Source organism: Fibrobacter sp. UWT2, from assembly GCF_900142545.1.
Lineage (GTDB): Bacteria > Fibrobacterota > Fibrobacteria > Fibrobacterales > Fibrobacteraceae > Fibrobacter.
On record NZ_FRBF01000009.1, the window covers coordinates 90,705 to 102,695 of the forward strand.

Below are 11,991 nucleotides of genomic sequence, written 5' to 3' on the forward strand. Positions count from 1 at the left end.
AATATTTTTATATTTCAATTTGATATGAAAATAGGAGAAAATATGTCCTTTACACGAATGCTTCCGCTTCTGTTGCTGATGCCGATGATGATTTGGGCGGCTGATAGCGACAAGAATTTCAGGATTCCTCCCACTATGTTTAAAGAGGGTGTTCTGATGGAGCCTGTCGCCAATATGGCGATTGTCAAAAAGGAAACCATGATCCTGTCGGAAGCTCCGATGGTTCCCCTCCGCCCGAACATTATGTTCATGCGTCATAAGAAGGGCCCTAAGGAATACCTCTGGTTCTCCGGTCCTATCAATGTCAAGAATTTCGAAAAACTCCATGCCTTTAGCCTGGCAGACAACTACCTGAAACCGGCCGAAGTCATGCTTCTGCGTTTCTACGGCTCTCAGACCTCCAGAGCCTTCCAGGACGAAGCCGATATTTACTTCGATAAGGAATATCTGTATTCTCCACGCGTGCCCAAACTTTATTTCAGAAAAAATGGCCAGTGGCAGACTATCCAGGAAACGGATCGCCCGGGTATCGTTTCTATCAAGTCCGATATCAAGGGGCTAGAAGCGATTTCTCTGACGACTCCTATGAAAGAAGTCCCGTCTCTGCTGTACCCCATGAATCCGGGGATGTATGCTTTCTCTTTCTCTGCTCCGAATTACCTGCCCTATGTGGATGCTATTTCCGTCCCTGGCGGTTCCATGGTGGAACTTAAACCGCAGTTGCCGGTTGTAGATACCGCCTCCAAGGTCAAGGCTACGACCACGGTCACGTTGCATGCGGTTGCCGTCGCCAAGACTCTCGAAGAATCGGAACACCTATTTGATGTTCTGACTCATGATGTCCAGAACTCTATTGAAAAGGTGGACACCAACGAATTTGACAAGATGTACCCGAAACTCCGCAAGCCCCTCCTGCTGGGAGTCTCTTCTGATGATAGCGTTTATGTCCAGTATCGCAAACGTTATGAAGGCAAGCGTGACGAAGCCAAACTTTACTGGCGCATGAACAGAATGGGCTCTGCCAGCGTGGTGAATGTGGCCCTGCGCCGTAAAATCGACAGCTTACAGGCTCTTCCTCATAGCGTTTCCCTCGTGCCCACGTCTATTGAAGCGGTTAACGACGAAAATCTCTGCGAAGATGTAATCGATTCTGTCGCTATGCGCGAACGCGCCAAGCAGGATTCCATTGCAAAGGCTAATGCCCCCAAGGATACTACGGTCAAGGATTCGACAGCTAAGGATTCCGCTGTAGCAGCTGCCGCCCCGGCCCCTGCCGAACAGCCCAAGGTAGAAGAAGCTCCTGTAATTACGAAGCGTGTGTGCAGAATGGCTGCCGTCCGCATTAACTATGGTAAGAAGGGCGATCGTTACGATGTGTCCTGGGTTGGCAATGCCGAAGGCTATACCGCCGATTCCCTGTTTGCCCTGCTTACTTCAGGTGCCTCTTCTCGAGCTCTTTTCTCTATCGAAAGGAACAAGCCCGTCTGGATTTACCATGAAGGCGATCTGAGGGGCCGTCACCATTACCGCTATATCAAGCATGAACTGGTGGTGAATGATAAGCCTGTCAAGAGCCAAGGAGCCTTTGAACTCCCGCAGTACATTTTTGACGAACCCGAGGTTCAGGAATGGCTGAACCGCCCGGTGGAAGAAACGGCCCACAAGGTGCAGGAACCCAAGCCCAAGGTTCTCAAGGTTGACGAAAGTGGCGTGGTTATGGATGTTTCCATGAAGGTCCCGCGCGTCATTCGCGATCGCGACCGTGGTACGGTGGCCCTGATCGATTCCGGTTCTTTCCGTTACAAGGGCAAGGTCGTGGCACTGTCCCCCTATGCAATCCATACCACTGAAGTGACCCAGCAGTTCTTCAAGGATGTGATGGCCAAGGTGGATTCTACGAAGCGCATTAAGGACCGCTCTACCTTTACTGGTCCCCGTCATCCGGTGCACAATATTACCTGGACCGACGCTCAGGAATTCTGCAAGGCTATTGGCGGCGACCTGCCGACCGAAGCCCAGTGGGAATTTGCCGGTCGTGCCGACAATAACGAAGGTGCCCTCTGGAATCTTGACGACGACCCGAATCCGGGTTTATACGCTATTTACAAGGCTAACTCCTATAGCCGCGGCAAGAAGAGCCCCGAATACGGCCCGCAGCCGGTAAGCACCAAGAAGTCCAACGCCTGGGGCATTTTCGACATGTCGGGTAACGTTGCCGAATGGACTAAGGACAAGTACTTCATGTTCTCTGTCTGGGTCGAAAGCTCCAACCCGACGGGTGCCTTGATGGGCTCTACCAAGATTTACAAGGGTGGCTCTTGGCGTGATAAGGAAGACCTTCTGAACTTGACTGACCGCGACGACGAAGATCCGCGTTACTGGGCAGACTGGCTCGGCTTCCGCTGTGCATTCCCTAGAAACCTCTTTGAAGGAAAACAATAATGGCTGAAAGCCAAAATGTAAAAGAAGCTCCTGTTAAGGGCGCACGCGAAATGCGCCTTTTCAAAAGACTGACCGCGATTCCCTATTTGCTTGTTATTGTGGCTTTGCTCTTGCCGCTGGCAAATGTTTCTTGTGCTGAAAAGGACGTAGTGGCCGAGCCCAACCTCTATGAACTCGCCATGGGTCTTGATCTGGAACAGGAATTGAAGGAACCGGCCTTGGGCATTTTGAAGAAGATGGAAACCGGAAACCCCACCGCTATGGAAAAGTTCCGGCAGACCATGCCTCATTTCCCTAAGATGGAACCTGTGCCCTTCTTGTACGCAATTGTCGTGGGCGCCATTATCGCGGGCCTGTTCGCTTGGCTGACTCCGCTGGGCTCCATTACTATGGGAATGTTGACGATGGTGTCCATGTGGTTCTTCCTTTCAAGACTTGCGCAAATCAATTCTGCCATGGGAGTGCCCTTGTTGAAGGTGGAACCCGGTCCGGGAATTCATGCGGCATCGTTCCTGATATTGATTGGAACGGCTATGAACATTGCCAGTATCGTTCGCCCGATTATTGAAGAAATCAAGGCGAAACGCGCCGCTAAGAAAAAAGGTTAGGGAAGGCTACGCCCTCCCTAAGACCCTCCCGACACTTAATAATCCGCTTCCCTTAAGTAGTGTCCTATAGTTAGAACGGATTATTTGCGTGGGCGCCTGTCGGTGCAAAAAGAAATTAGGAAAAAGAAAAAACGCGAGCGAATTGCCCGCGTTTTTAAATTTTTTTTCGTGTATTACACGTTGAAGAGGAAGTACATGATGTCGCCATCCTGTACCACGTAGTCCTTGCCTTCGGTGCGGACGAGGCCGGCTTCCTTGGCGGCGTTCCAGCTGCCGTGCTTCAGGAAGTCTTCGTAGCTCAAGGTTTCGGCTCGGATGAAGCCGCGTTCGAAGTCGGTGTGAATCACACCGGCACACTGCGGAGCCTTGTAGCCGGCGTGGAACGTCCAAGCGCGGCATTCCTTTTCACCGGCGGTAAAGAACGTACGGAGACCGAGGATTTCGTAACCCTTGCGAACGACGGAGTCGAGGCCCGATTCCTTCATGCCGAGTTCCTTCAGGAATTCGGCCTTGTCGGCGGGTTCCATGGCAGAGAGTTCTTCTTCGATCTTGCCGCTGATCATGATGACTTCGTGACCGTTCTTGGCGGCGTATTCCTTCAGCTGGTCCACGTAGGCGTTGCCGGTCAGAATGTCGTCTTCCTTGACGTTGGCGCAGTAGAAGAGCGGCTTTGCAGTGAGGAGAGCCAAGTCCTTCACGATGAGTTCCATTTCTTCGCTGTCGTGCATCACGGTGCGGGCGGCCTTGCCTTCCTGGAAGGCGTCGCGGAGCTTTTCGCAAGCGGCGAGGCGGGCCTTGGCTTCGGCACCACCCATACGGGCAGCCTTGGCTTCGGTGGCGAGGCGCTTTTCGACAGAGTCGAGGTCCTTCAGAATCAGTTCGGTCTCGATGATTTCCACGTCGCGGACCGGATCCACGGAACCGTGTACGTGCACGATGTTTTCGTCGTCGAAGCAGCGGATGACTTCCATGATGGCTTCGCATTCACGAATGTGGGTCAGGAACTGGTTGCCGAGGCCTTCGCCCTGGGCAGCACCCTTTACAAGGCCTGCAATGTCCACAAATTCTGTAACGGCGGGAACGATGGATTTCGGATTGTAGACCTTGACCAGTTCGTCGAGGCGGCTGTCCGGCACGCTCACCATGCCCACGTTCGGTTCGATGGTGCAGAACGGATAGTTGGCTGCTTCGGCGCCGGCGTTGGTGATGGCGTTAAAGATGGTGGACTTGCCCACGTTGGGGAGGCCTACGATACCGCATTTAAAACCCATGATAATCTCCAGTTTTGGCGGCTACCTATCTGCCGCTCGTTTTTTTGCGATGTAAAGGTAGAAAAATGCCCTTGTAGGCAGTCCTATGAAAATCTAAATTTACGCCCGTTTTTAAGGTAAGGTATGGCTGGGCGCTCGTCAAAGACGAATATAGATATGCTGAATGGCCCCCTCGGGAGAAAAATCCTGAGGTTTGCCATCCCTATTGCCTTGAGTAGCATTTTCCAGCAGATGTTCAATTTGGCAGACGTTGCCGTGGTGGGACAGTTTGCGGGCGACAAGGCCTTGGCTGCCGTGGGTGCGAACACCTTCGTTATTAACTTGCTAATCAACTTGTTCGTTGGCCTTTCCGTAGGGGCGAACGTAGTGGTGGCCAATTCCATTGGTGAGCGCAGTTACCGTTCCGTGACCCGCAGCGTGCACACGTCGGTGATGGTTGCTTTCTTTAGCGGAATATTCCTTTCTTTCGTAGGAATCTTTTTCGCGAGGCCGATTCTCGAACTGATTTCGACGCCGTCCGACGTGTTGGATATGGCGGTGCGCTATCTGCAAATTTATTTTGCGGGCATGCCCTTCGTGATGGTCTACAACTTTGTGTCGGCCGTCTTGCGTAGCAAGGGCGATACCAAACGCCCGCTTTACGTACTTATGGTGGCGGGTGCGGTGAATGTGGTGCTGAACCTGATTTTGGTGGCAGGCTTTGACATGGGCGTGTCGGGCGTGGCGATTGCGACGGTGTTTGCCAACATCATCAGTGGCGTTACTTTGTTCTATCTCCTGTTAAACGAGGTGGGACCTTTCAAACTTGAATTCTGGAAACTTCGCGTAACGCCTTTCTTCTTGAGTCGTATTCTGCGGGTGGGAATCCCGACGGGGCTTCGCGGCGTCGTATTCTCGTTTAGCAATGTGTGCCTGCAGTCGGCTATCAATAGCCTCGGTTCTGCTACAGTGGCGGCTTCGGCTGTGGCACTCAACTATGAATTTGTGGTGTATTACTGGCTGAGTTCTTTTTCCCAGGCGTGTGTTACCTTTGTCGGGCAAAACTATGGAGCAAAGAATATGGAACGCTGCCGCCGTACGGTCCGCTGGACGCTCCTGTTGGGTTGCTCTTCTACGATCGTGCTGAGTGCCCTTTGCTGCATTTTTGCCAAACCCATGCTGAGCGTGTTTACGTCTAATGCCGAAATCATTGAAATCGGTTCTATCCGCATGTATGTGGTGGTGGGTCTTTTGGCGATTAACGTGTTCCTGGACGTGTTTTCGGGGGCGCTTTCGGGAATGGGCAAGTCCTTGGCTCCGGCCCTTACCTGCATGGTGGGCGTCTGCGGAATACGCATTCTTTGGGTGATTTTCGTGTTCCCGAAGTACAAATCCTTCGCTTCGCTCATGGTGGTTTACCCGATAAGCTGGATTCTTACGATTTCTGTGATTATGGGAATCTATTTCTACCACGTGAGGCGTACCAAGTTTTAGTATATTTCGGACAATGCGTTATTTAAAATTCGCCTCATTGTCTTTATTGTTTGCGCTTTCGGCTTGCGTTTACGAGCCGGAACAGTTTGTTGCCCAAGAAGAATCCAAAGAAAATTCTTCGACTACCGAAATGGGCGCTCTTTTTGCCGTAAATGGCGGCAAGCAGATTTGTAATCCGTCGGTGTCGCAAGATACGGTGAATTATCCGGCATCTATGCTTTGGTTGAACTTTGGCGGCAAGCTGAATGTAACCGCTCCCGATTCGGTGTACACCACTTCAAAGGTGGTGCAGCATGACCGTCTTTCGGTGTCTGATACGTCGGGCAAGGTTCGTTGGTACTTGATGCGCGACACCAAGGCGGGCGATTGCCAGTTCCAGGATCCCGAATGGAGTACGCACCCGAACTACATCGTGGCTCTCCGCGCGTTTGACACCAAGGGAAATGCCGCATGTGAAAATCTGGATTACGGCGTGTTTGCCGTTCGTGTGTCAGACAAGAAGAAGTTCTCCTTCTATGATAAAGACATAAGCGAATTTGCTACACCGCACCTTTGGGTGGATCCGGAAGCGGTGCGTGATACCTCGGCTGACGATTCCAAGGTAGAAGGCTTCTTTGGCACGAATCAAGTTCGCCTTGTCTATGTGAACAAGAAAGATGAAATTGTATTTGTGGATTACGCAAACGGCGGAACCAAGAGTGCTAAGACGCTCAAGAAACCGTCTGGCGTAGATGGCTGGATGATGGATAGCCCGCTGATTTCTCCGGATGGAAATTTTGTGGTCTACAACATGATCAATTCCGCGATGACCGGCTGGAAGTCCTTTGTCCAGGAATTGTCAGGAAACGCTAAGCCTATTGAAATTGAAAAAACGACGGGCATGATTTCGGAACCGGTGCAACCCCATTGGTTTAGCTTTGCCGGTCGCCTGTTCGTGGAATGGACTGAGTTTCCGCAGGGCTCTCAGTTCGTGAACAAGAACGATTTGTCCGAAGCGTCTGTGCAAAACGGTAGCGCCGGCCGTACTGCCATGCGCGAAGTTTCGCTTGCGGCAGGAGCTCCGTCTGACCTTGCTTTTGCGTGGGTGGGCGATGTCGTTGAACTTGCTCCGATACCGATGATTGGTGGGCGTTCGCCCGACGGCCGTTATTTGGCGACCGGTACAAACAATGGATTTTTGCTGGAACTCCCGTGAGGTAAACGATGAAGAAGAATTTATTTAGCGGGATTTTGTCGGGCTTTGCTGCGGTTGCAGCTGTGGCGGGAGCCTTTTATGTTGGCTTTAATTCGCCTGTAGAAGTTGCAACGCCGTGGGAGTCTATCGGTGGTTGCGGTGCAGGTGGTTCCGGCGGTGGTTCTGGCGATGGAATCAAGTGGATTGGCCAGGGTGTTTCTGGCGGTTATCTTGAGGCCGAAGTCTTTACCAAGTATAACGTAGGCCAAAACTTTACGGGCGTGTCGTTTACGCCGCATCTGTCGATTAAGCCTACTTGGTCCACCAAGCTTGGCGTGTCCATTCCGTGGATGAGCCACAGCGGCGAAGTGCAGTACCGCAGCAACCAGATTCCGACCGACCGCACGACGGGCGGCTTGGGCGATGTCAGCATTGACTTTAGCAAGACCATCGGTAGCGGGGGAGCCGCATCGCTTTCGGCAAGCCTCACCATTCCGACGGGTCAGTACGATATCAAGCGCGGAACCGACGCTGCCGAAGAAATCTTGCCGAGTAGCTTCCAGAAGGGCTCGGGTCTGTATTCGCTCACGCTCGGCTGGGATTACAGCCGCGATACCGATAAGGGCATTTGGCTTTACGGCTTAAGCTACACGCATCCGTTTGCGATGCACTTGATTTCGGGTGAAAATGAATTCAACGATTCTTACTGGAAGGACATGGACCACGATGGCAAACGCTTCGAGTACCGCTTCAAGCCTTATGGCGAAAACGACTTGGGCGCTTATACGCCGCCTTCCGTAGGTGGCTCCATTGCTTACGGCTACCGCGGTCGTCCGGGAATCGTTCAGAGTTTCGGTGTGAATTTCTCCATACCGCTCGGTGTCGCTTGGATTAACTCCGAAAAGGCTGGGACCTACGACCCCCGCCCGGACCCTGATCATCAGGCGTGGTCCGTGGCGTTTGCCTACGGTATTGAATTTTCGAATGCCGACTTCCCGGTGTTCCTCGCCCTTTCGGTGCCGCTGCATGACAAGAGCAACGCCGCTGATCCGAAGGATGAATACGACGAATCCCCGATGCGCAAGTGGGATGCTCCGGACTGGAGCGACTTTGGCCAGCAGTGGACCATCGCCGTCGGCATCAAGGGAAGTTTCTTCTAATTACGCCCTAGGGTGCGTCTTCTTGAAGGCGGCGCGCAGGCGTTCTGCATTTACATGAGTGTAAACCTGAGTGGTGGAGATGTTCGAATGACCGAGCATCTCTTTGACGCTCATGATTTCGGCGCCGTTTTCGAGCAGGTGCGTAGCAAAGCTATGGCGGAGCACGTGCGGGCTAGCCTTGCCTTCCCAGCCGATTTCTCGAAGCAAGTGCTGGATGTCGTTGCGTAGCGTGCGCAGGCCGAAAGGCTTGCCGTCGTCGCTCAAGAATACGTAGCCCGTGGCAGTCGGCAGGTGTCCTGCCTCTAGTTGCATTTGCTTGTAATTTGCGATGCGTGCGATAAAACTTTCGGTCAGCGGAACGATGCGTTCCTTGTTGCCTTTGCCGAGAACGCGGACTAGGAAATCATGTTCGTTAATGCGGTCCCAAGTAAGGTTCTGGCATTCCGAAATACGTAGTCCGGAACCGTAAATCAGTTCTAGCAGAATGCGGGCGCGCACTTGTTGCAGCGTCGGCTTTTCAGGGAGCTCCGGAAATTTTTCTTCGGCTAGGTCCTTTTGCCCAAGAACATTTACCAAGCGCTTGGGGCGCTTGGGCATGGGAACGTTTTCGGCCGGATTCTTTTCGACGATTTTACTCTTGACCAGGTACTTGCCGAAACTTTTCAAGGCGGCCAGGTGTTCGCAAATGCTTGTAGGTGCAAGCTTCTGCTTCATCTTCAAGTCCCATACGAATGTCTTGACGCTGGATTCCGAGAAAGCGTTGAGTGGAAATTCAGCGGCGCCTTCGCCGAGATGCTCGATGAACTTCGTAAGCGACTTGCGATAGGTGTCTACCGTGCGTGGCGAAAAGCGGCGCCTATCCGCGATATACTGCAAATAGCCTGCGATGTGTTCAGAAAGATTCATTTATAGCGCTTCTTATGTGGTCTACGGAACAAAAATAATCTATCTTGATGGTCAAAGTATGACATTTGCGAAAAATTCTGTTTGTATTGCTTTAATTGCTGTTGCTAGTTCTTTTGCCGCCGACCGTGTGGTAGGTGCGAATGCGACCTTGGATATTGAACCGGGTGCGCGCTCTGCCGCTTTGGGTTCTGCGACAATGGCTGTTGATGGCGATTACCTGGGGCTCATGTCTAACCCCTACCAGCTTGCAAATGTCAATTACGCGTGGGCTTCTTTCTCACATACCGAATACTATGAAGATACAAAGTATGACTACGCCTCGGCGGTGGTGCCGCTAGGTGCAGGTCAGGGCTTGGGTATTTCTTTTTCCAGGTTCGGTGCAGACGATATCCCTTACATTAAAGAAGGTGAGCCCCTGCCTGAAGGTTCCAACTACAATACCCTTTCTATTGCAGACTGGGTGTTCTCGGCAACCTTTGGCCGCAAGCTGACTGACCGCTTGGAATTGGGTGTTGGCTTCCATGGCCTTTACCGCGATATGGACCAGACCGGTTGGGGCTTCCGTGGCGATGCCGGACTTCGTTTCCGCGCCGTAGATGAACTTTATGTATCGGGCCTCTTGAAGGGTTGGACTTCTTCGGCGACCAGCTGGGAGTCGGGGGAGTTTGAATACACTTCGCCGGAGTTTTATCTTGCTGCCAGCTATGGACTTCCGGTGCCTTACTTGTACGGTAAGCTGAATGTTTACTGGCAGGGTGCAGGCCTGTTCCACCGTGAAGCCCGTGATTTGGATTTCGAAACGGACGAAAGCCGCGGTAAGCGTGTTTGGGAAGATCCGCTGGACTGGCTTTCGGGCGGTCGCGGGGGTCTTGAATACACCTTTGACTTCGGCCTTTCTCTGCGCGCAGGCCTCTCTAGCTTTACCACGCTCCAGAGCGTGACCGCGGGTGCGGGTCTAGTTATTGCAAAATTTGTAAAAGTCGATTACGCGTTTGAATCCCATCCGGTGCTTTCGCCGGTGCATCGCGTGAGCGTGAGCATCAGTCCTTACTTGTTCTCTCATGCCCCGAGGCAGGGTACGCCCGAAGTTAAGGCAAGTTCCAAGGCCGTCGTGGCCGAGGAACCCGAAGAAAGCGACGCCGCCTACGAGGCCATGGAACGGGAATCCTACGAATCGCCGGCCGCGGCTGAAACTCCTGCCGCTACAGAGTCCTCTGCGCCTTCTGAGAGCGCCGTGGAAGAACTCGTCCCGGCGCCGGAACAGGTGCAAAATCGGCCAGAAAAGCCAAATATCGTCGAAACGGACGATGAAGTCCTTGAACCCTAGTCAATATTAGTCTATATTTTTAGCATGCCCCAATTAAAGAATTATCGCGAAGTTGGAATTTTTGATTTGTTGTCTGCCCCCCTGAATCCGATTGGGGCTTTTGACGCAGAACAGTTTAAGAAAGACGTTCGCGCTTTACTCGCTGAAAAGACCGATGAAAAGTTTTTGGCAGTCGATTTGACTGGTCTTGACTTTGTCTATAGCGATGCTTATAATGCATTTATCCAGTTCCAGCAGGAAATGGACGATCGTAAGGGTATGTTTGCCATTTTGACAAACAACCAGACGATTCTGGATGGCCTCAAGAAGGCCGGCCTCGACAAGAACATCAAGGTTTTTGCTTATGAAGCAGACATGATGTCGTTCTCGCTGCAGGCTAGCGCTCCCGCCGAAAGCAAGCCCGAAGTCGAAGTGGTTCCTGAAGAACCGGCTCCGGTTGCCTCCCAGAATATGGGTAGCACCATGGGTTCTATCGAAGGCGCTCCGTCTGCACACTTGGATCGTCATACAGGCGCACATCGTCGCTTTACCAAGAGCTTCAACGCTATTGCTAAAGAAGAACCCGAGGAAAATACTTCCAATAAGAAGGGTCTCGACGTTCCGTTCGATGACGAACCGTCTTCGGCAAAGACTGTTATTATTGTAGTACTCTTGTTGCTTGCAGCGGTGGGCGGAATTCTCGCGTTCTTCTGCATCTAGTCCGATGCCTGTTGAGTTTCAAGAATACAAAAGAAAGCGTAAATCTTTCAATAACCAACATAAGTTTCCTTTAATCCGACTGGTGCTCGTAGCCGTAGCCGCCTTTATGGCGTATTGGTCGGGTCTTGTTTCTAAAATCGCCGATGCACTTCCGCTTCCGGGCAACAAGGAAGAAATTCCCGTTGAAACTTGGGAGACTCGTTGTGCGGCTTACGGAGGAACTCCCTTCCAGTTAAAACTGGGCCTTGCCCAGTGTTCCTGGATCGTGGTGGATTCTGTTCCGGTGCATCGTTTGCCGAACCCCTTCCTGCGTTACGTGGCTGGGCTTCGCAAGTCCGAAAAGTCCAAACTCCATTGGATTGCCCCGGTGCAAAATATTGAAAGCCCCTTGTTGGTGATGCACGAAGACAGCGTAACCTCTGTCTATTTACGTTATATGAAACCAGACTCCACCTATATGTGGGTGTCCAAGACGACGGGTTGCAAGTTCCCGGGGGTATGCCCGCGTCTTCCGTTGGAATGGTCTGCGCTTTCCATTGATGAAGGCTTTGACTTCGAAGGCCAGGAATCCCTGTTGGCTATGGATGTCTTTAGCGGTATTGGAGAGGCTCCGATTTATCCGGTACTTTCCGGCCGTATTCTTGAATCGGGCAAAGATTCTTTAGGTTACTTTGTTGAAATTGATCACGGATACAATGTGACCAGCAAAACGTCGGGTATGGGCGCCTTGAATGACTCCTTGTCGGTGGGCGATACCGTTGGCGTTCAATCGGTACTCGGCAGGCTTTCGCCGAAAGACAGTGCCACCTTCTTTTTGTCTGTCCGCCTGAATGGACAATTCGTTCGCTGGAATGAATTCTACACTTCGACCCATCCGGTCTCTCCAGATTCCATTGCGGCATTTGAAAAGTTGAACGGTTTTTAATACCTT

General features: G+C 52.0%; 10 protein-coding genes. 8 read left to right on the forward strand and 2 right to left on the reverse strand.

Translation table 11 applies throughout. The features are described from left to right. The first annotated feature begins 42 nt into the window (after nt 1-42). Complete coding sequence (locus tag BUA40_RS08160) at nt 43-2,442, forward strand: formylglycine-generating enzyme family protein (RefSeq protein ID WP_143149740.1); 2,400 nt, start codon at nt 43-45, stop codon at nt 2,440-2,442. After that, nucleotides 2,442-3,050 (forward strand): hypothetical protein, encoded by a 609-nt coding sequence (locus BUA40_RS08165; protein ID WP_072800154.1) that lies wholly within the window; start codon nt 2,442-2,444, stop codon nt 3,048-3,050. The genes BUA40_RS08160 and BUA40_RS08165 overlap by 1 nt, the downstream gene beginning before the upstream one ends. Before the next feature lie 173 nt (nt 3,051-3,223). Here the strand turns inward: BUA40_RS08165 and ychF are convergent, their stop codons facing one another. Beyond that, complete coding sequence (gene ychF, locus BUA40_RS08170; protein WP_072800155.1) at nt 3,224-4,321, reverse strand: redox-regulated ATPase YchF; 1,098 nt, start codon at nt 4,319-4,321, stop codon at nt 3,224-3,226. Between the two features lie 156 nt (nt 4,322-4,477). On the opposite strand from ychF, the gene BUA40_RS08175 reads away from it, so the two are divergent. From BUA40_RS08175 to BUA40_RS08185, 3 genes are read left to right on the forward strand one after another with little or no spacing between them, the layout of a single operon-like run. Next, complete coding sequence (locus BUA40_RS08175; protein WP_255369251.1) at nt 4,478-5,794, forward strand: MATE family efflux transporter; 1,317 nt, start codon at nt 4,478-4,480, stop codon at nt 5,792-5,794. Nucleotides 5,795-5,807: 13 nt separating this feature from the next. After that, the gene (locus tag BUA40_RS08180) at nt 5,808-6,989 is read left to right on the forward strand and encodes a hypothetical protein (protein ID WP_072800157.1); all 1,182 of its coding nucleotides are present in this window, start codon (nt 5,808-5,810) and stop codon (nt 6,987-6,989) included. 8 nt (nt 6,990-6,997) lie between these two features. Continuing rightward, on the forward strand, nt 6,998-8,128 hold the full coding sequence (locus tag BUA40_RS08185) for a hypothetical protein (RefSeq protein WP_072800158.1): 1,131 nt from the start codon (nt 6,998-7,000) through the stop codon (nt 8,126-8,128). On the opposite strand, the gene BUA40_RS08190 is transcribed toward BUA40_RS08185, so the two are convergent. Next, a complete protein-coding gene (locus BUA40_RS08190) occupies nt 8,129-9,034 on the reverse strand; it encodes a tyrosine-type recombinase/integrase (protein WP_072800159.1) in 906 nt (301 codons plus the stop codon). 58 nt (nt 9,035-9,092) lie between these two features. On the opposite strand from BUA40_RS08190, the gene BUA40_RS08195 reads away from it, so the two are divergent. The 3 genes from BUA40_RS08195 (at nt 9,093) to BUA40_RS08205 (ending at nt 11,985) form a co-directional block, all read left to right on the forward strand. Next, nucleotides 9,093-10,361, forward strand: coding sequence for a PorV/PorQ family protein (locus BUA40_RS08195; protein WP_072800160.1), 1,269 nt, complete (start codon nt 9,093-9,095; stop codon nt 10,359-10,361). A 24-nt stretch (nt 10,362-10,385) separates the two neighbouring features. Continuing rightward, nucleotides 10,386-11,060 carry an STAS domain-containing protein gene (locus BUA40_RS08200; protein ID WP_143149741.1) on the forward strand — a complete coding sequence of 225 codons (675 nt, stop codon included), beginning with the start codon at nt 10,386-10,388 and terminating at the stop codon, nt 11,058-11,060. Between the two features lie 106 nt (nt 11,061-11,166). Next, nucleotides 11,167-11,985, forward strand: a complete 819-nt coding sequence (locus tag BUA40_RS08205) for a M23 family metallopeptidase (protein WP_255369248.1) — start codon at nt 11,167-11,169, stop codon at nt 11,983-11,985. Nucleotides 11,986-11,991 lie beyond the last annotated feature (6 nt).